Origin of the sequence: Neisseria sp. P0008.S010 (assembly GCF_051962715.1) — a bacterium.
Taxonomy (GTDB): Bacteria; Pseudomonadota; Gammaproteobacteria; order Burkholderiales; family Neisseriaceae; genus Neisseria; species Neisseria elongata.
The window spans coordinates 1-20,263 of record NZ_JBQCVA010000007.1 but is presented as its reverse complement, the minus strand read 5'-3'; the positions used below and the strand labels follow the sequence as shown (position 1 = coordinate 20,263).

General features: G+C 52.0%; 26 protein-coding genes and 5 tRNA genes. 18 read left to right on the top strand and 13 right to left on the bottom strand.

Annotated features, from left to right (window positions below):
* The first annotated feature begins 75 nt into the window (after window positions 1–75).
* The 3 genes from ACTHSL_RS03320 to ACTHSL_RS03310 all read left to right on the top strand — a co-directional run bounded on the left by ACTHSL_RS03320 (window position 76) and on the right by ACTHSL_RS03310 (window position 6,573).
* Window positions 76–4,803, top strand: a complete 4,728-nt coding sequence (locus tag ACTHSL_RS03320; protein ID WP_440380335.1) for an LPD7 domain-containing protein — start codon at window positions 76–78, stop codon at window positions 4,801–4,803.
* A 66-nt stretch (window positions 4,804–4,869) separates the two neighbouring features.
* Window positions 4,870–5,412, top strand: coding sequence for a plasmid mobilization relaxosome protein MobC (mobC, locus tag ACTHSL_RS03315; RefSeq protein WP_440380334.1), 543 nt, complete (start codon window positions 4,870–4,872; stop codon window positions 5,410–5,412).
* 78 nt (window positions 5,413–5,490) lie between these two features.
* Complete coding sequence (locus ACTHSL_RS03310; protein ID WP_440380333.1) at window positions 5,491–6,573, top strand: relaxase/mobilization nuclease domain-containing protein; 1,083 nt, start codon at window positions 5,491–5,493, stop codon at window positions 6,571–6,573.
* Window positions 6,574–6,676: 103 nt separating this feature from the next.
* On the opposite strand, the gene ACTHSL_RS03305 is transcribed toward ACTHSL_RS03310, so the two are convergent.
* The 4 genes from ACTHSL_RS03305 to ACTHSL_RS03290 form a co-directional block, all read right to left on the bottom strand.
* Complete coding sequence (locus ACTHSL_RS03305; RefSeq protein WP_440380332.1) at window positions 6,677–6,952, bottom strand: type II toxin-antitoxin system RelE/ParE family toxin; 276 nt, start codon at window positions 6,950–6,952, stop codon at window positions 6,677–6,679.
* A complete protein-coding gene (locus ACTHSL_RS03300) occupies window positions 6,953–7,231 on the bottom strand; it encodes a hypothetical protein (RefSeq protein WP_440380331.1) in 279 nt (92 codons plus the stop codon).
* A 150-nt stretch (window positions 7,232–7,381) separates the two neighbouring features.
* Entirely contained in the window at window positions 7,382–7,801 is a 420-nt protein-coding gene (locus ACTHSL_RS03295; protein WP_440380330.1) for a type II toxin-antitoxin system VapC family toxin, read from the bottom strand.
* Window positions 7,798–8,037, bottom strand: coding sequence for a FitA-like ribbon-helix-helix domain-containing protein (locus ACTHSL_RS03290; protein WP_440380329.1), 240 nt, complete (start codon window positions 8,035–8,037; stop codon window positions 7,798–7,800). The genes ACTHSL_RS03295 and ACTHSL_RS03290 overlap by 4 nt, the downstream gene beginning before the upstream one ends.
* A gap of 450 nt (window positions 8,038–8,487) precedes the next feature.
* Here ACTHSL_RS03290 and ACTHSL_RS03285 point away from each other — a divergent pair, with 450 nt between their 5' ends.
* Entirely contained in the window at window positions 8,488–9,183 is a 696-nt protein-coding gene (locus tag ACTHSL_RS03285) for a hypothetical protein (RefSeq protein ID WP_440380328.1), read from the top strand.
* A 515-nt stretch (window positions 9,184–9,698) separates the two neighbouring features.
* On the opposite strand, the gene ACTHSL_RS03280 is transcribed toward ACTHSL_RS03285, so the two are convergent.
* Both ACTHSL_RS03280 and ACTHSL_RS03275 read right to left on the bottom strand, forming a co-directional pair.
* On the bottom strand, window positions 9,699–10,472 hold the full coding sequence (locus tag ACTHSL_RS03280; protein WP_440380327.1) for a hypothetical protein: 774 nt from the start codon (window positions 10,470–10,472) through the stop codon (window positions 9,699–9,701).
* A gap of 3 nt (window positions 10,473–10,475) precedes the next feature.
* Window positions 10,476–10,703: a transcriptional regulator gene (locus tag ACTHSL_RS03275; RefSeq protein WP_410842134.1), complete on the bottom strand. Its 228-nt coding sequence runs from the start codon at window positions 10,701–10,703 to the stop codon at window positions 10,476–10,478.
* 111 nt (window positions 10,704–10,814) lie between these two features.
* Here ACTHSL_RS03275 and ACTHSL_RS03270 point away from each other — a divergent pair, with 111 nt between their 5' ends.
* Complete coding sequence (locus ACTHSL_RS03270; protein WP_440380326.1) at window positions 10,815–11,480, top strand: S24 family peptidase; 666 nt, start codon at window positions 10,815–10,817, stop codon at window positions 11,478–11,480.
* A gap of 105 nt (window positions 11,481–11,585) precedes the next feature.
* Here ACTHSL_RS03270 and ACTHSL_RS03265 read toward each other — a convergent pair whose 3' ends face one another.
* Window positions 11,586–11,822 carry a hypothetical protein gene (locus ACTHSL_RS03265; RefSeq protein WP_440380325.1) on the bottom strand — a complete coding sequence of 79 codons (237 nt, stop codon included), beginning with the start codon at window positions 11,820–11,822 and terminating at the stop codon, window positions 11,586–11,588.
* Between the two features lie 553 nt (window positions 11,823–12,375).
* Between ACTHSL_RS03265 and ACTHSL_RS03260 the strand changes: the two genes are divergently transcribed.
* From ACTHSL_RS03260 to ACTHSL_RS03240, 5 genes are all read left to right on the top strand, one after another.
* A complete protein-coding gene (locus tag ACTHSL_RS03260) occupies window positions 12,376–12,567 on the top strand; it encodes a DUF5397 family protein (RefSeq protein WP_440380324.1) in 192 nt (63 codons plus the stop codon).
* Window positions 12,567–12,845: a virulence factor gene (locus ACTHSL_RS03255; protein ID WP_440380323.1), complete on the top strand. Its 279-nt coding sequence runs from the start codon at window positions 12,567–12,569 to the stop codon at window positions 12,843–12,845. The genes ACTHSL_RS03260 and ACTHSL_RS03255 overlap by 1 nt, the downstream gene beginning before the upstream one ends.
* 178 nt (window positions 12,846–13,023) lie before the next feature.
* Complete coding sequence (locus ACTHSL_RS03250; protein WP_440380322.1) at window positions 13,024–13,476, top strand: DUF29 domain-containing protein; 453 nt, start codon at window positions 13,024–13,026, stop codon at window positions 13,474–13,476.
* Window positions 13,477–13,784: 308 nt separating this feature from the next.
* On the top strand, window positions 13,785–14,051 hold the full coding sequence (locus ACTHSL_RS03245) for a hypothetical protein (RefSeq protein ID WP_440380321.1): 267 nt from the start codon (window positions 13,785–13,787) through the stop codon (window positions 14,049–14,051).
* A 77-nt stretch (window positions 14,052–14,128) separates the two neighbouring features.
* Window positions 14,129–14,620, top strand: coding sequence for a hypothetical protein (locus ACTHSL_RS03240; RefSeq protein ID WP_440380320.1), 492 nt, complete (start codon window positions 14,129–14,131; stop codon window positions 14,618–14,620).
* Here the strand turns inward: ACTHSL_RS03240 and ACTHSL_RS03235 are convergent.
* A complete protein-coding gene (locus ACTHSL_RS03235) occupies window positions 14,562–15,203 on the bottom strand; it encodes a hypothetical protein (protein WP_440380319.1) in 642 nt (213 codons plus the stop codon). The two genes, ACTHSL_RS03240 and ACTHSL_RS03235, sit on opposite strands and share 59 nt — an antisense overlap.
* Window positions 15,204–15,339: 136 nt before the next feature.
* On the opposite strand from ACTHSL_RS03235, the gene ACTHSL_RS03230 reads away from it, so the two are divergent.
* The 8 genes from ACTHSL_RS03230 to ACTHSL_RS03195 all read left to right on the top strand — a co-directional run bounded on the left by ACTHSL_RS03230 (window position 15,340) and on the right by ACTHSL_RS03195 (window position 19,480).
* Entirely contained in the window at window positions 15,340–15,510 is a 171-nt protein-coding gene (locus tag ACTHSL_RS03230) for a hypothetical protein (RefSeq protein WP_440380318.1), read from the top strand.
* Window positions 15,511–15,677: 167 nt separating this feature from the next.
* Window positions 15,678–16,220 carry a TrbM/KikA/MpfK family conjugal transfer protein gene (locus ACTHSL_RS03225; protein WP_440380317.1) on the top strand — a complete coding sequence of 181 codons (543 nt, stop codon included), beginning with the start codon at window positions 15,678–15,680 and terminating at the stop codon, window positions 16,218–16,220.
* A 142-nt stretch (window positions 16,221–16,362) separates the two neighbouring features.
* Window positions 16,363–17,133 (top strand): nucleotide-binding protein, encoded by a 771-nt coding sequence (locus ACTHSL_RS03220; RefSeq protein ID WP_440380316.1) that lies wholly within the window; start codon window positions 16,363–16,365, stop codon window positions 17,131–17,133.
* Window positions 17,130–17,636, top strand: coding sequence for a hypothetical protein (locus ACTHSL_RS03215; RefSeq protein ID WP_440380315.1), 507 nt, complete (start codon window positions 17,130–17,132; stop codon window positions 17,634–17,636). The genes ACTHSL_RS03220 and ACTHSL_RS03215 overlap by 4 nt, the downstream gene beginning before the upstream one ends.
* 12 nt (window positions 17,637–17,648) lie before the next feature.
* The gene (locus tag ACTHSL_RS03210) at window positions 17,649–17,900 is read left to right on the top strand and encodes a hypothetical protein (protein WP_440380314.1); all 252 of its coding nucleotides are present in this window, start codon (window positions 17,649–17,651) and stop codon (window positions 17,898–17,900) included.
* A gap of 5 nt (window positions 17,901–17,905) precedes the next feature.
* Window positions 17,906–18,136, top strand: coding sequence for a hypothetical protein (locus ACTHSL_RS03205; protein WP_114922563.1), 231 nt, complete (start codon window positions 17,906–17,908; stop codon window positions 18,134–18,136).
* Window positions 18,137–18,170: 34 nt separating this feature from the next.
* The gene (locus ACTHSL_RS03200) at window positions 18,171–18,536 is read left to right on the top strand and encodes a helix-turn-helix domain-containing protein (RefSeq protein ID WP_114922562.1); all 366 of its coding nucleotides are present in this window, start codon (window positions 18,171–18,173) and stop codon (window positions 18,534–18,536) included.
* Window positions 18,419–19,480, top strand: coding sequence for a site-specific integrase (locus tag ACTHSL_RS03195; protein ID WP_162817695.1), 1,062 nt, complete (start codon window positions 18,419–18,421; stop codon window positions 19,478–19,480). The genes ACTHSL_RS03200 and ACTHSL_RS03195 overlap by 118 nt, the downstream gene beginning before the upstream one ends.
* Window positions 19,481–19,496: 16 nt before the next feature.
* Here the strand turns inward: ACTHSL_RS03195 and ACTHSL_RS03190 are convergent.
* The 5 genes from ACTHSL_RS03190 to ACTHSL_RS03170 form a co-directional block, all read right to left on the bottom strand.
* Window positions 19,497–19,586: transfer RNA gene (locus ACTHSL_RS03190), tRNA-Leu, on the bottom strand.
* Window positions 19,587–19,716: 130 nt separating this feature from the next.
* Window positions 19,717–19,790, bottom strand: a tRNA-Cys gene (locus ACTHSL_RS03185).
* Between the two features lie 40 nt (window positions 19,791–19,830).
* A tRNA-Gly gene (locus ACTHSL_RS03180) sits at window positions 19,831–19,906 on the bottom strand.
* Window positions 19,907–19,928: 22 nt separating this feature from the next.
* A tRNA-Gly gene (locus ACTHSL_RS03175) sits at window positions 19,929–20,004 on the bottom strand.
* 23 nt (window positions 20,005–20,027) lie between these two features.
* Window positions 20,028–20,103: transfer RNA gene (locus tag ACTHSL_RS03170), tRNA-Gly, on the bottom strand.
* Window positions 20,104–20,263: the final 160 nt, after the last annotated feature.

The following is a 20,263-nucleotide window of genomic DNA, read 5'->3' as shown; positions in this document are numbered from 1 at the left end:
CACCACATGCCGATACAGGCCGTCTGAAATCCGTTTTCAGACGGCCTTTTCCATTTCCACTTTTGGAGAACCGTTATGGCCAACGACTACGCCCCACCCACCTACGACGAAGTTCAGGCTGCCCTGAGCTACATTCCCACCCCTGCTACCCACAACGAATGGTATCCGATTGCCATTGCCATCAAAGACGCCCTCGGCGAAAACGGCTTCACTCTGTGGGACGAATGGTCGCGGCAGGGCAAAGGCTACAACAGCAGCATCGTCAAATCGACATGGAAGTCTGCCACGCCCAAACCCGGCGGCATCACCGCCGCCACCCTGTTCCGGCTTGCCCGCGACAACGGCTACCGTCCCGAGCGTCCCTACGTTCCGCCCACACCCGAACAGATGGCTGCCCGTGAAGCCGAACAGCGCGCCCGCGACGAAGCAGCCGCCCGTGAGCTGGCCGATACCCGCCGCCAAGCTGCCAAAAAAGCCTACGGCATCTGGAAAAATGCCGATAAAACCGTCGATCTTAACCATGCCTATCTGCAACGCAAAGGCATTGCCGAAGCCGAACTGGTGCGCGGCATCCGCCAAAACGAATACCAAGGGCAGCGGCAGCTTGTCATCCCCCTGTATCAGGGCGGCGAACTGGTTTCCGTGCAAACCATCAACGAAGCGGGCGGCAAACACTTTCTCAAAGGCGGTGAAAAAAGCGGCAGCTACGCCGTACTCGGCAATCTCGAGCGCGAAGCGCACAAAGGCATCGTACTGGCGGAAGGTTTCGCCACCGCCGCCAGCATCCGCAAAGCCACCGGCGCGCCCGTTGTTATCGCTTTCGACAGCGGCAATATGATCCGCATCGCCGAAAACATGGCATCCCGCCTGAGCGCAGAACAGCGCGTCGTATTCGCCGCCGACAACGACCCCTCCGGCACCGGCCTTGCCGCCGCCTCACAAGCCGCCGTCATCCTCGGCAGCCGCGCCCGCATCGCTCTGCCCGATTTCAGCCCAGAAACCGTCGGGCGTTTTCAGGCTGCCCACGGCGCATGGGACGAAAAACGCAACCGCGAAAACCTACCTACCGACTTCAACGACCTGCATCTGACCGAGGGCATCGAAGCCGTCCGAGCACAAATGGCCGCCGCTCTGCAGATGCCCGAAAGGCAGCCTGAAATTGCCCCAGCAAGCGAAACGCCCCAACCCGCAGCCGCCCGCAACGCGGCTTTTTCTATGTCTGCCGCAAACGAAAAGCAGGCAGAGCAGGAGCAAAGCATGGCACAACCGCCCGAAACACCATCCCAAACCCCGCCGCATCCCGAAGGCAGCGGTATCTATGCCTATGCATCCCGGGAACAGAACGGCAGGCACTATGCCGTACAGCTTGCCGAAAAGCAGGTACAAGCTGACGAGCGCCAACCCGTCAGCGACTGGCTTGCCCAATCCGGCCTGTCCGCCATACAGGCCGGCCGCGCCCGCAGCATATTGGACAAGCGCATCAATTACCGGGGCTACGGCGAAACAAGCCGCGCCGACTTTATCCTCGAGCGCACGGCCGAAGGCTGGACAACCCGTCGCGGAACGGACGGCAACGGCAAACCCACCCTCGGCATTTGGTCGCCTGATGGAGAGGTTGGCTATGACATCACCGAAACTGAAAAACAGTTCGCCGACTGGCTGGCACAACGGCAGACTGAAAACATCCGCCCATCACACGAACCAAACACAGTGCGGCAGCCTGAAAGGCCGTCTGAACGCCCGGCCGTCCGCCTGAAAGAAGGCCACATCCGGCTGGAAAACCCTGTCGCCTTCGAGCGCACCCCGTTCGGCTACCGCACCGCAGAGATGGCGCACAACGCCGCTTTCGAGCGCAGGCACATTACCATCGCAGGCGGCAGAATCGTCGGTGCACACCCGGGACTGGCTCAGGAAATGGGCTGGGCAACGGTTGGCGCAATCCGGCCTAAGTCCGAACAGACCCTGCAACAAGAAGCGCAGGCCGCGGCCGAACAGGCCGCACGCGCAGCCGAAACGGCCAAAACGGCGCAGGCCGCAGTGGCCGCCATGCGGCTGAACGAGACCGCCGCACAAATCGCGCCCGAACTGCGACAGCAGGCGCAGCAAGACATCAATGCCGCATTAAACGATCCGACGCTGGACGGACGGGAACGCATCATCGCCGCCCAAGAAACGGCGGCAGCCTACCGCGATAACGGCAGGCCGTCTGAAAATCCCGCCGCTGCCGCCCCGCCCGTCGATCCCGAATGGGAGCAGGCTGTTGCCGACGAGCGCCGCATGAATGAAGAACGCCGCGCCGAACGCGCCCCGTGGCGCGATTTCCCGCGCCTTATCCGCAACGGCAGTTTGGCAGAATTGAAAGACGCTGCCGGTTATACACAAGCCAAAGCGGGCGACGCTGAGGCAGCGTATGATATGGTAAAATCTTTATTATCAACCGAGACTTTGGACAATATCCGGGAACTGGCCGGCGGGCGGGTGCCCATTTTGATTTCGGTAAAAGCCCAGGAAAGTTCCGGCAAAAACAAAATTCCCGAAGCAATGGCACATGCCATCCGCGCATCGACCGGCTGGCCGGTTGATGCCGAGATCGTCCAAATCAACAAACCCGGCCGCACCGGCAGCGGCAGCAGCCACCGTCTGGCTTTTCAGCCCATATTTGACGGCAAAGTGGAAGCAGGCCGCGACTATCTGATTTTGGACGACAATTCGACAATGGGCGGCACGATTGCATCGTTACGCGGCTATATCGAAAACCGCGGCGGTCGTGTGATCGGAGCAGCCGTCATGAGTGCGCGGGAAACCGCGCTGGATATTGTTCCCACCCGAAACCAACTAAACGAAATACAACGAAAACATGGAGACGCACCCAATGATTACTGGACAAGAGAGTTTGGCTACGGCATCGACCGGCTTACACGCGCAGAGGCAGGCGTCATCAGAAGCGCCGGGGTTTTTGACAGCATCCGAGATCGAATTGCTGCGGCAAGACTTCAGGCAGGCGTCGGCGTGGATGGAACAACAGTTCCGAGAACACCCGTGGACACCGCGCAGCCGCAGCGAGATCGAAGCGGAACAAACCGCCCGCAGCAAGAACAGCCCGACAGCATAGCCCCCGCACCCACCCAAGCCGCCGCACCCGATGCAGCGGCTTTTTCCATGCCTGCCGAAAATGCAGGTCAGACCGAACAGGAGCAAAACATGGCACAGCAAGCAAATACTCCGCAGGCCGAAAGGCAGCCTGAAAACCACTCACCCGCACCCGCTGAACCTGCATCGGAAGCAGCATTTGCCGTATATCCGGGCAGAAACTATGGCGATGCCCCCCGCGCCGAAGTCGATGCCGACAACCGTGCAATCCATTTTTACGAATCCGACTTCAAAAAGTACGAATTTGACGATATAAGCACCAACATCGGATACAGGGGCCTCACGCCTGAAGCCATACAGCAGCAGATGGATAAAGATCCGATACTGCGGGGTTATTACGGCATCACCCACAACGACGGCACGGTCTTTTTTCCCAGAAACGAAAAAGGCTGGTCGTCGCCGCAGAAGGGAAAGCGTCCGGAGAAAAATTCCGAACCTTTACCGCAGCAAACGCCTGCGTCCACTCTTGCTGCCAAACAGGAGGAATCTGTCCCGACTTCTTCCCAACAGGAAAACGGCATCGAGTACGGCGGCAGCCGCACGCAGGAAAGCCTGCGCCGCATCCGCTCCGCCGAACGGATGCAGGATGGTTTCAGGCAGCCTGAAACCCCGCAGCAGCCTGAAATCCTTCTCACCAAACGCCCCGAACCGGAAATACCGGCCGCCGTGCAAAAGGATGCAGAACCTGCTCCCGAAACACCTGCCAAACCCAAACCCGTACTCGATTTGAACTATGAAACCGCTGCCGGTTTGGATGCCCGCTATGTCCGTTACGACGGCCGCTATCTCGATCCGAACAACGCCCGCACCGTGCTATTTGAAGACAAGGGTGCAAAAATCAAAACCGCCCGCGAAGACGCGCAAACCATCAGCGATATGCTCGATACCGCCCAAGCCAAAAACTGGGACAACATCCGCATTTCCGGCAGCCGCGAGTTCAAACGGCAGATGTGGCTGGAAGCCGAGCTGCGAGGTATTCCGAATAGCGGTTATTCGCCAAGCAAAGAAGATCTGGCCATGCGCGATCAGATGCGCGCGGCACGCGAGCGCAACAGCATTGAAGCAGGCGGTATCAACCGGACGGCCGAAGCGTCTGCCCATAATCCGCCGCCAAGGCAGCCTGAAAACCGGCAAAGCGCACACAGCCCGTCCGAGCAGCTTGTTGCCGACGACAGCGTCAGGCTGAAGTCCGAAGCCGCAAACCTGCAAACGCGCGCCGAAACACCGGCGCAGACACAGGCAGCCAACCGTGCGGCGGAAACCGCCGTACAGGCGGCTGGTGAGCAGCAGTCCGTACCTAAGCCCGATAGCGGCCGAACTGTGGACAAATCCCAAGATCCGTCGGTACCCAACCATGCGCTCGAAGCCGCCCGCGCCGCCTATCTGGCCAAGGCCGACAAGCTGTCCAAAGCCGCCAAAGAACAGTTGGCCAACCACGAACGCGACTTCGCCGAAGCGGTGAAAAGCATTCCCGAAAGTAAGCACGAATCCGCCATGCTGAACTTTTACACCGGCATGCAAAAGCGGATGAGCGGCACCAAACTGGATATGCCCGAACCCACCACAACGGCAGAGCGCAGCCAAACGCAGCAGCCCGGACAGCCGTCCGGCCAGCCCAAACGGCGCGACGACGGCATGGACATGGAACGCTGATGCCAAACAGGCCGTCTGAAAACGGTAAAATGCTTTCAGACGGCCTGTTTGTTTGAGGATTGAACGATGAGCAAAGAAAAAGATACCGCACCCATCCGTGTATTCGGCTTGAGCCGGTTTGAAACAGAAACCCTGCGCCAAATCGCGCTAAAGAAATACGGCAAGGCCAGTGTCTCCCTGCTGGCCAAAAAGACTCTGCAAGCCATGCTGGAATCCCCCACGCCACCGGAAAAACCGAATCATGCACAGCATCCGGCAGCCAACCGGCGCATTACCGTGCGCCTGCCGGCGGCAGACCGCAGCTATCTGCTCCGTCTGGCCGAAGTCCGCAAAGGTACGGTCAATGATGCCGTGCGCGATATTGTCCACATGTATGTCGGCCGACATCCCGTTCCGTCCGACAATGAAATCGCCGCGTTGTACCAATCCAATGTCCAACTCAGCGCCATCGGCCGTAATCTCAACCAAATCGCCCGCCATCTGAACGCAGGCGAAAGTGCGTCCCTGTCATCGCGACACTTCAAGGAATTAGAAGGAATTATTTTCAGCCATACCAAAGAAGTAGGCAGTATCATCAAACGTTACCGCCACTGGCAGGAAAACCGGTAATTCCGCCCAACCGCAGGCAGCCTGAAACCCGCACAAGGTTTCAGGCTGCCTTTTTTCGTTTGCACAACGGAGAAAACCATGAAACACACCGATTTGGACAAGTGGTTTTTATACGACACTTTTGCCGTTCAGGGACGGCGGCATCCGCTTTCCGGCGGTAGCAGACGTCCCCTGAAAACCGGCACTGCCCTCACCAACCTGCGCGCGGCCGCACGCAAGCATCCCGAAGTAATGGTAAAAATTCCCAAACGCCACAGCAGCAATTCCAAAGGCATGAAGGGCATCCGCAACCATCTTGATTACGTTTCCCGCAACGGCAAAATCGAGCTGGAAACGCAGGACGGCGAAAAGCTCAAGGGCAAAAAGGCCGTCAAAGACCATCTCGACCACTGGCGCGACAGGCTAGGTATTGACGAAGAGACCAAATACCGCGAAGCCCTCAACATCGTGCTCTCCATGCCCGCCGGCACACCGCCGCAGGCCGTACTCAACGCCGCCCGCGAGTTTGCCGCCGAGCAGTTCAAAGGCCACCGCTACGCCTTCGGCCTGCACCACGAATCCGACGATCCGAAAGAGCCGCCGCACCCGCACGTCCACCTATGCGTACTGATGCGCGACAGCATGGGGCAGCGCATCAACCCGCGCAAAAACGATCTGTTCGAGTGGCGCGTGCGCTTTGCCGAAAAACTGCGCGACGAAGGCGTACAGTGTGCTGCGACCCGCCGCCAGCACCGGGGCAAAACGGTTAAAGGGCTGAACGGCACCGTCCGTGCTATCGACTACCGGTTGGCCAAACGGCAACCGGGTGCCAAATCCCGTGTCAGCACCGAGCGCGATAGCAGCCTGAAGACAGCCCTGCAAAACGGCCGGCGGCCGGAGAATCCCTACCGCAGGAAAAGCACGGACACCCGTGCCCAACTGGTCAAGCGCTACAAAGGGCTTGCCCGCAGCCTCTACGCCTCCGGCATGAAAACCGAAGCACGCGACATCGCCAAACTGGCGCAGCAGCTTGCCGAAGCCGGCCACGATACGCGGATGCAGCAGGAATACGACAAACAGCGCACCGCCTTGCTGCAGCTCAAACAGGCACAAGCGCACAAACAGCCTGAAACACCCAAACCACAGCGGCCAGAACGCAACAATGGTGACATCGAACGCTGAATCGGCATTTCTACAACCAAACACACAGCAAAAAGCAGCCTGAAACGGTATCCGTACCGTTTCAGGCTGCTTTTTTTGTTGTCTGCCGGTTATCAGGGCGTTATCAGGGCGGATAAAGCCGTGAGCAGTGGATAATGGACAAAATATACACTTTGTTTTCCCAAATTTCATAAATCATCCGGTAGCTTTTATGGGGCAGCCATTCCCGCGTCCCTTCGATTTGTCCTTCCTTGCCCATCATCGGCTGCGTACCGATCAAATCGGCCGCTTCTGCAAATCTGTCGTCCATATCGGCAGCGGCCTGCGGGTTTTCTGCAAACAGATATTGCCAAACGGCATCCCTGTCCCGATAGGCATCGGCAGTCCATACAACGTCCATTTATGCCTTTCTTACGGCCGCTTTTCGCTGCTCGAAGTCCCGTTCGACATCGGATGAAGAAATTACCCTGCCCTCACGGGCAGACTGACGCGCAGCCTGAACTTTCCGGCGGACAAATTCCTCATATGCCGTTTCTTCGTTTTGTCTGCGAATAAATTCGCGCATCAGCTCCCGTACAATCTGAGCAGCCGGCCGGTGGGATTTTTCCGCTGCAGCCATGAATTCGTCCCGTAATTCGGTTTCCAGTTTGAAATTGAACACGGCTTGTTTTGCAGGCATAAGCTGTCTCCTTCCTAAAATACGACTATGAAAAGTATAGTCGTTGTATACCCTTCCGACAATAACTTTTCTAAAAATGCGCCACAATCAAAAGCAGTCTGAAACGGTATCCGTACCGTTTCAGGCTGCTTTTTTTGTTTTTACCGGATGTTAATCAGCCCAAGGATTAAAAACTTTCAAACCTGTTGCAAGGAAAGGAGAAACGTCCCGCGTTGCCACAACCATTTTGTGCAATTTTGCCGTAGCCGCAATATAGCCGTCTGCAGCGGCAACCGCTTTGCCCTGTTTGCGTGCGGCCGAACGTATTTGTGCATAAACCGCCGCCGCCGGCTCGTCAAAAGACAGAATCCGCCCTTCAAATAACGGAAATATTCTGTTTTCCAAACGATCAACCAGCAAATCCTTTTTGCGGCCGTCAGGCAATACGGCAGCCCCCATCCGCAATTCCGCAACCGTGATGGCGGACAAATAGAGCGTTTCCCAAATCTGCTCGTCCAGCCATGAAATGACCTTGGTATTTGGATCAGGACGCAGCGCTTCTGAAACAACATTGGTATCCAGCAAAATCATTCGAAATTCACTTCGATATTTGTTGATTTATCGCGGACATTTTCCAATTCCACACCGCCGATTTCCCTACCTATTCCGGCCAGCAACGTTCCTAAGCGGACAGGATTTTTAGGCTGTACGGCAGCATCCAGTATCAGGCGGATTTCAGCCTCGGTACTGCGTCCGGCCGCCCGTGCTTGGGATTTAATCGCGTTGTGGGTGCTGTCTGACAAATTTCTGATGAGAACGGATGCCATGATTTGTTGCTCCTTTAAAGATAAAGCAGAGCAATGCTATCAGTTTATTTAAACGATAGCAAATTTTAGGGCATGTACAGTAGCCGCGTAGCGGCGTTTCCGCCGTGAGGTGGAATTTGTTTGTTGTTTAGGTCGTTTTTTGGCACCTTGTGCCTATCCTGCGTTCTTAGTTTTGTATTGTTTATTTGGTTTTAATTTTGTTTTTTGAAAAATGAGATTCGCGCCGTGCGGTAATAAATCAGCTTAAAAAGGTAAAAGAATAGTTTAAAAGAGAAAATAAATAGATTTTAAGGTACAAATAACGGGTATAAATTAAAAATATTTACACTAAAATAAAGGTATTTAATGGAACTTAACGATTTATCGGCTTTAAAAAAATGGAATTTACCGTAAAATTTAATTTTAAAGGTATAAAATTTATTTATTTGGTATTAACTGGAATAATGCGGTATGAAAATAGATAATTCAGTATCTGCTGAGGAATTTATGAAAGCGGAAAACGGCAAAGGAAGAGTTTCCAAACTTGAGCCGTTGTCGGATGATATTCTGCTTTTGAAGAGCAACAACTACACACAAAAGCAGATCATGGCTTTTCTTGCCATGAATGGGGTGGAGGTCAGCCAAACAGCGCTTAACAATTTTATCCGCGTGCGGCAGTCATCCCAGAGGGGCAAAGCCAACGGGCAATCCGGCGCAAATTTGAAGGTTTCGGCTGTTGAGTTTATGGAACAGGAAACCGGTGCGGGCAGGGTTTCCAAGCTCGAACCTTTCAAAGACGACATTATTTTGCTACGGAACAACGGCTATACGCAAAAGCAGATTGTGGTTTTCCTTGCCATGAACGGGGTGGAGGTTAGTCAAAAAACGGTCAGCCTCTTTCTTGCCAGGCACGATCGGGAAGGTCATCAACCAAAGGAGACGGGCAAGGCTTCGGCCGCTTTGGAGGAAAGGGCGGTTTTAGCAAATGATGCCGAGGTAATGTTGCCGCAGACACTGCATTCCTCCGAGGTACAGGCCGAAACAGGCGAGCTGTCGGAGGAGAAGCGTAAAGAGGCTGAGCGTATCCGCAAACTGCATAAAGTACGTATTGGTAAAAACCAATTCACTTGGCCACCACCGGAAATGGATAGAGACGAACTGTACTAATATCAGGATTGCCCACAAAATTTGGGGATAAACTGAACGGTATCCATCTAAGCACCTATTTTCCTTTTGCAAAAACCCCCGCCTGTTTTTTAAGCAACGGAGAATAGTTTTCTGATTCCATTCCGGCATAGTGGGAGTCATTGCTGAAAAAAAACAACCCTACCAAAGCAGCCTTCAGGCTGCTTTTTCTATGCCTGTCGTCTCTGTAAGTCCTCTCTGTATAGAGTTCGGCTTTTTTGAGCAAAGAACTTGTACCGTTTTGTGCAGTGTACTTTGTCCGTTTTGTGCAAAGACATGATAAAAAAGGAGAATTTAAGCAGCAGGAAAACGGCCGAAAATCAGGAAAAAAACCGTTTTGTGGGAGAAAACCGGCCGTTTCGCAGGTAAAAAAATCCCGCCGGCGGCTTTTTAACGGCTCGGGCGGGTGGAATTGGCGGTTTGGGCAGGGAAAACGGCCGGTTTTACGGTTTGCAGGCAGCCTGAAAGCGGCTGTATCGTAAAGCCAGCCAGCCTTTTCAGCGTTTTTTCAGAAGATCCAGCGTTTTTAGCCGGGATTCGTTGTCGGGATTGCGACTGCGGGGCGGCGGATCGGTTGGCGGTTTGGCCTTTTCGGCTATTACTTTTTGATACTCGGCCATCATAGCGGCGTTGCCGTCTTTGGCGGCAGCGGGTTTGGGGCGGTTGTCCGGGGCGTAGAAGCCGAACCAGCCGCCGTTGATGGCATTGGTGATGATAAGGGACAGATCCAGCTTTCTCTTATGAAAGCCGGTCAGGGTTTTGAGCAGGTTTTTCTTTTGCGCAGCAGTCAGGACTTTGCCTTTTTCTGCACGCATTTTGAGATAGGCATTCCACAGATCCAGCGGCACAAAGGCAGGCAGCCTGAAACCGTCGGCATCGAACTGTTCGCCGGATTTGAATGCGGGCGCGGGACGGCCGCGCACTTTGGTGTAAATCAGTTCGGCCAACTTGGCTACATTCAGCAGCCAGTGCATTTTGCCGTGAACGCCGCCGCGCCGGTATTGGATGACGCCCAAATCCAGCAGGCAGGCACGCGCTTTCTGATAGCCGCGCCGGGTCATGCCCAGCTCTGCTTTCAAATGTTCGGCGGTCTTGTAAATCCACCCGCAGCGCTCGCGGTAATCCGGCTGTTGTTCCGCCCATTCCGTCCAATGGAACAGGTTGGCCAGCAGTTCGCACGCCTGCATATTGCCGTCGCACAACGGAATGAAATCGGTGTACAGCGGTGAGAAGGCTTGCGTCAGGTGGGGTTTGAGATCAGGGATGAGCATGGTTTAGATACGTTTTTGAGTGTTATCCCAAATTTCTAAGGCATCATCACGTAAATCGTAGCGACTGACTGCTCCATCTGTTGCAGCTTCAATATCAATCGCCATTTTTGCAGACGGTATCCTACGCCCTGTAGATATATGAGTAAGGTACACAGGGTGGCAACCGATTTTTTCAGCCAAAGTTAATCTTGTGCCACGCGGCATCTTTTTAAAATAATCGGATAGTTTCATGAAAGCTCCTATAATTAGGCAGTCAATATATCATTTGATAAACTTTTAAGCAATATTTGTTTATCTGTTGCGCGTTTTATTGACGTTTTATTCTTGGTAGATTCGTTAATTATGGATACCAAAGAAATCAGACGAGCTAATCTGCGCCTTTTAGCTGAACAGTACGGCGGACAGCGCGCATTGGCAGATAAAGCAGATATTGTCCCAAGTCAGTTGAGTCATATTATTGGCATGAACCCCATTCGAAATTTGGGCGAACAGCTCGCTCGAAAGATTGAACGGAATCTTGGTTTAAGTACAGGGTTTTTAGACCAGCCATCTCCCGTGAATTTATCGGAAAACGCATTTCCGTTTGAAACGTCTATTTACCTTCCTTTAATTAAAGTCTCCGTTAGTTCAAACAGTAATTCGTTCGAACTAAAAAAAATTGCGGATGGTGCTTTGACTAAAAAATGGCTGCTAGACAACGGAGTATCATCTGAAAAAGTGTTTGAATATGATTTTAGCGATAATAATATGTCGCCCAATCTGATAGTTAATGACCGTTTGATTGTTGATGCCGCACAAAATGAATGGGTTGATGCAAATGTGTTTTTGGTTTGTATGAACGGACGCCTATATGTGAAGCGGTTTTTTAGACTAATTGGGGATGAATTTAGGTTGTCTAGCGATAATGTAGATAAAGCATTATTTCCCGATTTAATTATCCCTTTTTCTAAAATGGGCGAAATTGGGATTGTGGGACGTGTGATTACAGTGCTGAGAAATTTATTCTAAAAACAAGATTTCTGGAAATTTTTAGGTAGTCTGTCACATAACTGGTTTGAGACCAATCCACAGAAAAAGCAGCCTGAAAGCTAAATATGCTTTCAGGCTGCTTTCCTATTTATCAAGTTCTCGTTGCGTTGATAAAGCTATGTATATCGCTTGCGCAATCTCGTTGCTAATCAAATCCCTATTTAATACCAATTCAGGAAGTTGTTCAGGAATTACAACAAATGCTTCATCTCTCAACAATTTGATATTGATTTGACTATCGTCATCAATAGAAATAATCCAAGCCTTGTTTGCTAACCATGTAATGAAGTCGGAATCATTTAAAAAAGGGGAGTTTTGCATTTTTTGCTCCTTAATAAGCCAAATGAAAATGCCAAAGCGTTATTACTCGGCGAATTCTATTGTCCCTTGTAGAAAAAATCCCACAAAAATAAATCAAATGATAAATTTCACTTGCTTTTAAATTTATCATTTGATAAACTTGCAAACATTGAAGCAATACCTTGATCCTTAACAATCCGTCAGCGTTGCAGCCGCCCAGCAGTCAGGGGAAAGCGTTAACAGGCTGCCGGCCTTATCCGACAGGCCGACGCAAGTAAATGCTGTGCATCCGGGTAGCGCATTCGCGTCCGGTAACAGGCGGCAGCCGGACGTATCTTGTAATCGGGGCGTATCCCCGATGCGGGGCGATAATCTACGGACAAGCCCCAAACGACAATTTGACTTTAAACCCGCATCCGCGGGCAAACGGGTTTGACCCGTCTATATATAGAGCCGTCTTTTCAGACGGCCTGAACATTACCCAAATTCAAGCCTGCTTGTGCAGGACATAAGCAGGCTTCTGTTTGGTTTGATGCTATAATTTCAATGAGTAATCTCGAGTAAGGAGTTCATAATGGAAACAACAGCCAATGTGCCGACAGGTTCGGTACGCACTTTCGGCAATGACGGTGTGATGTATATTGTCGGCACGCCTGCCGAACAGCTTCCCGACGGCGACTGGCTCGTGAATATCGAGCTGCCCGAAAGTGGAGAACAGACGCAATACAAACTTTCCCATATTTTCCAAGACCCGAAAGCTGTGTGATGTACGCGATTTCTTTTGACTTGGTGGTTGCCGATACCGCCCGGAATCATCCTAAAGGCATTTCGCAAGCCTATGCGGATATTGGTTCTACGTTACGCAAATTCGGCTTTGAGCGCGTTCAAGGCAGCTTGTACACATGCCGGGACGAAAACATGGCCAATCTGTTTTCCGCCATTTCCGCACTGAAGCTGCTGCCGTGGTTTTCCGATTCCGTCCGTGATATACGGGCGTTCCGGATTGAACAGTGGTCGGATTTCACGGAGTTCGTGAAATCCTGATTTTGCAAAATGCGACAGGCTGTCTGAAAGTTTTTCAGACGGCCTGAACATTACCCAAATTCAAGCCTGCTTGTGCAGGACATAAGCAGGCTTCTGTTTGGGGAATTGTCCTTTTTTGATAAGATGGGCAGGTAGTTAAAACAAAAAATTATCTGCCCGACAGAACAGGAGTGAAAAAATGGCAACACTGTACGAAACCGACTTTGCCCGCTGGGCTGCCGAACAGGCGGGTCTTCTGCGTGCGGGGCTGGTAAACAGCATCGATTATGAAAATTTGGCCGAGGAAATGGAAATCATGGGAAGCTCCGAACTGTCCGAACTGGAAAACCGCCTGACCGTTCTCATCATGCACTTGCTAAAATACCGTTTCCAACCGAATCTTCGCAGCAGGAGCTGGCTGCTGACGATTAAAGAGCAGCGCAAACGAATTGCTATCCGGCTGAAACGCTCGCCCAGCCTGAAACCCCGGCTGGAAAACAGTGAGTTTGTGCAGGATGCGTGGGAGGTGGCAGTATTGGCCGCCAGTAAGGAAACCGGATTGGACGAATCGGTTTTCCCTGAAAGCCCGATCTGGACAATCACACAGATTTTGGATGAGGGGTTTTATCCTGAAGAAGACGGGCAGAACTGATTTGCTGCCGTCTGAAAAGAAACACCGCCCGACCGAGCCGTCGGGCTTTTTTCATTCTTCAAAGAAAGGAGGTTAAGCAGCAGAGTACCCGCAACACCAAACCGAACTCTAACGGCAGGCTTGTCGTTTCCACCGGCAGTACAGGCGGAAAGGGCGCAGCGGCGCAGGTGTGGCCTGCCGTTACCGTATCCTTTGCACACCGCAGCTTTATTTTGGCCGGGTATTAACGCATGAATAGGCCGGTATTCTCTTCTAGGCAGCCTGAAACCGTTTTCAGGCTGCTTTTTAATTATTTGAAAGGTTTGGATATGCAGTCCGAACATTATTTGGATTTGGCAAAAAACGGATTTCTGATTATCCGCAATTTGTCCGTTAATAGCGCCGGGCAGTCTGAAACCGAGATTATTGAAAATCTGGCAATAATCGGAACGTTATCAGACGTTTTGCATAATCTCCCTAAACGCAGTGAGACAAATAAATTTGTTGAAGATGTACTGATCAGGGAGTGTTTGGTTCAATTCGTTTCGGATTATCCGCAGTATGCAGATCGTTTGGATCGGTTTATTCGGGGATAGTCGGCAGCAGGTGCTGATGCTGCTGAAACCATACGTGATAAAGATTTTTTACGCTGACTTTTAATAAATATACGCTTATGTCTAAATATTTCGAATACCGTTTGAAAAAAGTACCGCGCATTCAGTATGAAGTCTATTTCACCGGGGTCGTGTTCGGTTTGGCACCGATAGTGGCCTCTGTGTTTTTTGGAAAACACCTGTTGTTTGGCGTTCCGTTTGGCTGGCAAACTCTTGAACATTATTCCGTTATCGGCTTGATGATTGGTTTATTCGCTACGATGGCGGCGATTAGTTTTTGCGAAGACGAAGAGCAGAATTTCCGCTTCGGACAAGACGGATTTTATTGGGACAATGGGATACAGGAATTTTACCGCCCTGCTGAAAAAATCCGCCGTATCTCATTCACCCGATCGGGCAGACTGAAACTGACCGACAGCTTGGGCGAAACGTTTCGGGCGGATAATCTGGTATACAGCGAGTTGGCCGAAAAGCAGCTTGCGGAATGTTTTCCTATGGCTTGGGTGCGGGATATTCCCGAAGTTCAAGCTGAAAATAAGGTTGCCAAATGAATTGATAGCAGGTCTCGTTGTTTTTGCGGATTGTATAACTGCCTTCGGGCGCATTGCAGTCCGAATACAAATAAGCGTCCAGCCAAAGCAGCCATAAGTCTTGTTTTTCTGCTTTTTCGTAGGCAACGGACAATATGGCGGTCAGCAGCAAACACGATGCAGCATAGATGGCGTTGCTAAGCGATGAGACAATATGCTGTTCGGATTGTAATGCTCTCCACGTGAATCTGACGGAATGGCAGAGCAACGGAGCACATAACAAGATGGTGCAGGCGATGAACATAGCCCATGCGGTGGAAGAGTAATCAAGATTCTCTTTGAAAATTCCGTATTTGCGGTTGAAATGTCCCGTTGCCAGTACTTTGGCAATAAAAAACGATACTGCCGAGCAAACAAAAAGTTCTATAGTTCTTCTGGCTGCCATGATGCGCTTGCGCTTTTGAAACAATGCCCATGCGGAGTAAGTGAGAAAACCGCAATGGGCAAGCAACAAATAGCCGTGCATACCTAAATAGAAATACATGACAATAACGGCTATAACAGCGATGGTCTCAAATACGGTAGGCGTACTTTGATTTTCCATGGGTATCTTCCTGTTCGTGAAAAGGTTTTGTGTGGAAACTCAATCTTAACACGCGTAGTCGGATACCCGCCTTTCCCTAAGCAGCCTGAAATATTTTCAGGCTGCTTTTTTTTAAACCAAATCAGGAGATTTGACTATGACTTTTATGAAGAACAAACCCAAACCGCAAGCAGTTACCGAAGCGGGCGTTTATCCGACGCAGGCTGCTGCCCTGCGGCTGGTGGACAGACTGATGTCCGGCAGCGTTCGGGCGGCATCCGTCAGCAGATGCGCGGAAGGATGGGCAGTGCGGGTTGTCAGGATATGAAGAAGCCGCTTTCTTGCAAAAGCGGCTTCTTCATCGGTGAAAACAGGGTAATCACGCTGTGAGAGGCCGCAATTATCCGGTTTTTATCTGACAAAAGCAAGGATGCTGCCGCACTATCGGGCGGCATTTTTATTGTTCCGCCCTTGGCGGATATTTAGGAGTCAATTATGAAAGCAAAAATCAAAACTCTGTTTGCCGCCGCCGCTGTTGCCGCCGTTTTGCCGGTTCAGGCCGCAGCCTTGGACAAAGTGCAGGATTTGGGCAAAGAGCTGACAGGGGATACTGGCTTGGCCTGCGAGGCTATTCTGTGTTTGTCGAGCAGCGAGCGTCCGGGCGAGTGCGCCCGTTCCCTACAGCGTTATTTCTCAATCAATCACAAGCGGCTGGGCGATACCATCCGCGCCCGGTTCAATTTCCTCAATCTTTGTCCCGCCGCAAAAGAGGAGGGGATGTCCGATCTGATTGGCGCACTGGCCAACGGAGCCGGACGGTGTGATGCGAAGTCGCTCAACAAAATGCTGAAATACGTCGTAAAAACACAGGTATGTAGGGGATATTACAACGAGTGTAAGGAAATCAAGGAAATACGCATCAGTAACACTCCGCCGTCTTACTGTAGCGCATACTTTAACCATCCGTGGACGGATATGGACAAAGGCGTGCTCTATGAAGGTACGCCGGAAAAAGGCGGCCGCTGGGTGGGACACTGAAAGAAAAACTGCTTCACTTCTGCTTGGAGTGCGTGCGCTCCGAACAGTTTGCCCGCAGCAGCGAATCTGCGGGTCTTTTTATTCACAGAAGCCGTCTGAAACTTCATTTTCAGACGGCTTCAATTACAGGAAAATTCATCTTATGAAAGAAGTGCATTTCGTATTGCAGGGTAAAGGGGGCGTCGGCAAATCGTTTACCGCCTGCCTGCTGGCACAGTATCTGCGCGATCGGGCAGATACTGCGGTTTATTGTTTCGACACCGATCCCAACAATCATACGTTGGCCAACTATGCCGCATTGTCGCCGCAAATTATCGAGCTGCTGGATGAAACCACCCAAACCATCGACACCTCCCATTTCGACGGTTTGATGGACAGCCTGATCGATACCGACGGCTACGGCGTGGTGGACAACGGCACCGCCACTTTCGGACCACTGATGGCTTATATCGCCGAAAACGACGTTGCCGACATCCTTGCTGACGAAGGCGTGCGCTTGGTACTGCATATTCCGCTTAACGGCGGGCAGGCCAAAGACGAGTGTTTGAAAGGCATGGTTCAGATACTTCAGGCCGTCAATGCCGACGCAGTCATCTGGCTGAACGAGCATAAGGGAAAAATCCACGAAAACGGCAAGCCCTTCGACCAGTTTAAGGTCTATGAGAAATACAAAAAACGCATCGCCGGCATCATCCGCATTCCCGCGCTCAATGCCGACACCTACGGCAAAAACATCGCCGATATGACCGAGCGCAACCTGACGTTTGACGAGATTGATGCCGCCGAATTCGGCCGATGGGCGCGCAACCGGCTGTTGAAACTGCGCGATACCATTTGGATGCAGTTGGACGATGTTCCTTTCCTTGCCACGCAAAACGGACAACAGGCCGCCGAAGCGGAGAACCGGTCATGAACCCGCCTGACGCGGCAGCAGGACAGGCAATCCCGTCCATGCGCCTGTTGGATGCCGACGAGCTGGCAGCCGCCGTCCTGACCCAAGCCGGTTTGAAAATCGAAGCCGACGATCCGGCCATGACCGATATGCTGATCCAGCAGGCAGTACTGGCTGCGGTTTTCACCAATTTTCAAACAGCTTTGGCGCAGCAACACGAGCAGGCGACAGCAGATTTTCAGACGGCCTTTGACGAATCCGCCGCCCCGGTTTTGGCAGCGGCACAGCAGATGGAACGCAAAAAGCAGCAGATGGTGGCCGAAATCTTGCAGGCAAACAGTGCCGACCGCGCTGCCGGCCAAGCCGAGCTGCAGCGCAGCGTTTCCCAACAAGCCGCCAAACAGGCGCAGCAGCATTTGGACGGTTTTGCCGACAGCCTGAAAAGCCTGCTGCTGAAGGCTGGAATTCTGCTGCTTGTTGTGCAACTGCTGATTTTGGGCTTGGCGGTTTGGTTGGCCAGATAAAAGGAGTAAACCATGCTGAATACCACACCCACAACACTCCGCTCAACCAAACTGCCGCCGGATGTGATGCCGGCATCCGACCGTTATCCGCATTACCGTCTTGTGCCGCTGGCCGGCAGTGACGGGCGCTACTGCCTGTTTTTTCACATCACGCCCAAACACTGGTTAGTGTTGGAAGCCAATGCAACGCGCCGCCGCATGGCGGAGCTGCTGGGCAGAATGCGGGAAAACGCACCGTATGAAGTTTTTGAAAACATAGGATAGAAATAATGGAACAGATTACCCCGAATCTGCAGGAAGCAGAACGGCAAGTCGCACTGGCCGAAGCGCAAATACTCGGTTTCATTCACGGCAGGGGCGGTTATTCCCTGGCCTCTCTGATTAACGGTATGGGACTGACACACCACGAATGGGAGCAAATGAAAGCAAGCTACCCGATACTCGGTTATCTTACTGAGCACGACATCGGCGAAATCGAACAAACCGTCAAGGCAGCCTGAAAGTTTCAGGCTGCCTTTTTATCAGGAGAAGAGCATGCTGCCATTAGCACAGCCAACCTACAACGTTGAGGAAGCCGCAGCCTTTCTCAAAGTCCACCCGCAGACCGTACGCGAGCTGATTCGCGACCAAAAACTTGCCGCCGTCAAAGTAGGGCGCAGTTTCGTTATCCGCTACAGCACACTTGACGCTTTTCTGACTGAAAAAGAGAATGATGCCGTGCAGGCATCACTCCCAAGCAGGAGTGAACAAAAATGTCCAAACAATCAAAATCCCGACAGGGAATCTATCAGCGAGGCGGCATCTGGTATCTTGACATCCGCCTCCCGGGCGGCACGCGTCTTAGACGATCTGCTGGCACACAAGACAAACAGCAAGCCCAAGAACTGCGCGCCAAATTAGAACACGAGCTTTGGCAGCAGACACGGCTCGGCACCAAGCCCAAACGGACTTGGGACGAAGCCGCAGTCAAATGGCTGCAAGAGAAAGGGGGTAAAAAGAGCATTATCGACGATATCCGCCGCTTACGCCGGCTTGGTTTTCTTCGCGGCGTTTATTTGCACCAAATCAGCCGCAAACTGGTCATGGATAACGTTGCTGCTTTCAGTTGCGGCAACAGCACCAAAAACCGCTATCTCGCCCTGATCCGTTCCATTCTTTACAAAGCAGAACGGGAATGGGAGTGGATAGACAAGGCACCCAAGCTGACGCTGTACCAAGAGCCGAAAAAGCGCATCCGCTGGCTGACTACCCAAGAGGCACAACGGCTGGTTGATGCGCTTCCCGGGGTTTGGCAGCAGATGGCACTCTTCAGCCTGAATACCGGGCTACGCCAAAGCAACGTATTCGGTCTGACTTGGGAGCAAGTGGATTTGCAGCACCGCACTACGTGGATCCATCCCGATCAAGCCAAAAACGGCCGCCCTCTAGCCGTGCCATTGAACGACCGTTCGCTGGATATTTTGTCTGAAAGGATGGGGATGCACCGGAAATACGTTTTTACGCAAAACGGCAGAGTCATTACCAAACTGAACCGCAAGATTTGGGAAAAGGCACTGGCTGATGCCGGTATAAGTGATTTTCGCTGGCATGATTTCCGGCACACATGGGCAAGTTGGCTGATACAGAGCGGCGTGCCTGTTGCGGTGTTGAAAGAGATGGGGGGCTGGGAGAGTATGGCGATGGTAGAACGCTATGCCCACTTGTCGTCCGCACATCTGCTGACGCATTCGCGTGCATTGGACAATCTAATGGGAGGCACAGTAGAAAATTCGGACACAAAATGGACACAGTCCGTTTTGAAGTCAAGAAAAGTACCAGGGAAAAGAAAAAGCCCAACCAATTGATTGAGCTTTAAATTTCTGGTGCCCGGAACCGGAATCGAACCGGTACGCCCGTATTAGGGGCGACGGATTTTAAGTCCGTTGTGTCTACCAATTTCACCACCCGGGCTTTATCTTTTCCCGGAAGGGTAAAGATAAACTTTTGGAGGCGGGGGCACGGACTTTAACCGGCCTGTATAGAGGTTGCACCCCCTATCGCATAAACGCTCTGCCACCCCGCCGTGAAGGCTGTTGTCTGTTGGAGGCGGGAGTCGGAATCGAACCGGCGTAGACGGATTTGCAATCCGCTGCATAACCACTTTGCTATCCCGCCATAAAGAAAAAAGTTGTTTTGAAAACAACTTAATCTTAAATGGAGCGGGAAACGAGTCTCGAACTCGCGACCTCAACCTTGGCAAGGTTGCGCTCTACCAACTGAGCTATTCCCGCATAATTAAAAATACGGTTTTTTTGGAGCGGGAAACGAGTCTCGAACTCGCGACCTCAACCTTGGCAAGGTTGCGCTCTACCAACTGAGCTATTCCCGCGTAAACCGGATTTTTTCAAACTGTGGAGCGGGAAACGAGTCTCGAACTCGCGACCTCAACCTTGGCAAGGTTGCGCTCTACCAACTGAGCTATTCCCGCATTTCGGAAGTCTCTTTGCCGGAAGCAAAGAAGCCGCCATTATAGCGGCTTCTTTAAGGCTGTCAAGCGTTGTGTCGGAATTTATTAGACCTCTTGCGAAAATATTCATCCCATCGCATTAATCAGTCCTGCAATCAGATTTACCCTTAACCCGAACCGT

What these genes read in the sequence shown, in the direction of transcription:
- ACTHSL_RS03295 (WP_440380330.1), bottom strand. Translation starts at nt 7,801, where the DNA reads ATGATTTTGCTGGATACCAATGTTGTTTCAGAAGCGCTGCGTCCTGAT.
- ACTHSL_RS03285 (WP_440380328.1), top strand. Translation starts at nt 8,488, where the DNA reads ATGAAAATAGATAATTCAGTATCTGCTGAGGAATTTATGAAAGCGGAA.
- ACTHSL_RS03320 (WP_440380335.1), top strand. Translation starts at nt 76, where the DNA reads ATGGCCAACGACTACGCCCCACCCACCTACGACGAAGTTCAGGCTGCC.
- ACTHSL_RS03305 (WP_440380332.1), bottom strand. Translation starts at nt 6,952, where the DNA reads ATGGACGTTGTATGGACTGCCGATGCCTATCGGGACAGGGATGCCGTT.
- ACTHSL_RS03310 (WP_440380333.1), top strand. Translation starts at nt 5,491, where the DNA reads ATGAAACACACCGATTTGGACAAGTGGTTTTTATACGACACTTTTGCC.
- ACTHSL_RS03220 (WP_440380316.1), top strand. Translation starts at nt 16,363, where the DNA reads ATGAAAGAAGTGCATTTCGTATTGCAGGGTAAAGGGGGCGTCGGCAAA.
- ACTHSL_RS03290 (WP_440380329.1), bottom strand. Translation starts at nt 8,037, where the DNA reads ATGGCATCCGTTCTCATCAGAAATTTGTCAGACAGCACCCACAACGCG.
- ACTHSL_RS03225 (WP_440380317.1), top strand. Translation starts at nt 15,678, where the DNA reads ATGAAAGCAAAAATCAAAACTCTGTTTGCCGCCGCCGCTGTTGCCGCC.
- ACTHSL_RS03250 (WP_440380322.1), top strand. Translation starts at nt 13,024, where the DNA reads ATGGCAACACTGTACGAAACCGACTTTGCCCGCTGGGCTGCCGAACAG.
- ACTHSL_RS03255 (WP_440380323.1), top strand. Translation starts at nt 12,567, where the DNA reads ATGTACGCGATTTCTTTTGACTTGGTGGTTGCCGATACCGCCCGGAAT.
- mobC (WP_440380334.1), top strand. Translation starts at nt 4,870, where the DNA reads ATGAGCAAAGAAAAAGATACCGCACCCATCCGTGTATTCGGCTTGAGC.
- ACTHSL_RS03280 (WP_440380327.1), bottom strand. Translation starts at nt 10,472, where the DNA reads ATGCTCATCCCTGATCTCAAACCCCACCTGACGCAAGCCTTCTCACCG.
- ACTHSL_RS03265 (WP_440380325.1), bottom strand. Translation starts at nt 11,822, where the DNA reads ATGCAAAACTCCCCTTTTTTAAATGATTCCGACTTCATTACATGGTTA.
- ACTHSL_RS03210 (WP_440380314.1), top strand. Translation starts at nt 17,649, where the DNA reads ATGCTGAATACCACACCCACAACACTCCGCTCAACCAAACTGCCGCCG.
- ACTHSL_RS03200 (WP_114922562.1), top strand. Translation starts at nt 18,171, where the DNA reads ATGCTGCCATTAGCACAGCCAACCTACAACGTTGAGGAAGCCGCAGCC.
- ACTHSL_RS03205 (WP_114922563.1), top strand. Translation starts at nt 17,906, where the DNA reads ATGGAACAGATTACCCCGAATCTGCAGGAAGCAGAACGGCAAGTCGCA.
- ACTHSL_RS03270 (WP_440380326.1), top strand. Translation starts at nt 10,815, where the DNA reads ATGGATACCAAAGAAATCAGACGAGCTAATCTGCGCCTTTTAGCTGAA.
- ACTHSL_RS03275 (WP_410842134.1), bottom strand. Translation starts at nt 10,703, where the DNA reads ATGAAACTATCCGATTATTTTAAAAAGATGCCGCGTGGCACAAGATTA.
- ACTHSL_RS03300 (WP_440380331.1), bottom strand. Translation starts at nt 7,231, where the DNA reads ATGCCTGCAAAACAAGCCGTGTTCAATTTCAAACTGGAAACCGAATTA.
- ACTHSL_RS03245 (WP_440380321.1), top strand. Translation starts at nt 13,785, where the DNA reads ATGCAGTCCGAACATTATTTGGATTTGGCAAAAAACGGATTTCTGATT.
- ACTHSL_RS03235 (WP_440380319.1), bottom strand. Translation starts at nt 15,203, where the DNA reads ATGGAAAATCAAAGTACGCCTACCGTATTTGAGACCATCGCTGTTATA.
- ACTHSL_RS03240 (WP_440380320.1), top strand. Translation starts at nt 14,129, where the DNA reads ATGTCTAAATATTTCGAATACCGTTTGAAAAAAGTACCGCGCATTCAG.
- ACTHSL_RS03260 (WP_440380324.1), top strand. Translation starts at nt 12,376, where the DNA reads ATGGAAACAACAGCCAATGTGCCGACAGGTTCGGTACGCACTTTCGGC.
- ACTHSL_RS03230 (WP_440380318.1), top strand. Translation starts at nt 15,340, where the DNA reads ATGACTTTTATGAAGAACAAACCCAAACCGCAAGCAGTTACCGAAGCG.
- ACTHSL_RS03215 (WP_440380315.1), top strand. Translation starts at nt 17,130, where the DNA reads ATGAACCCGCCTGACGCGGCAGCAGGACAGGCAATCCCGTCCATGCGC.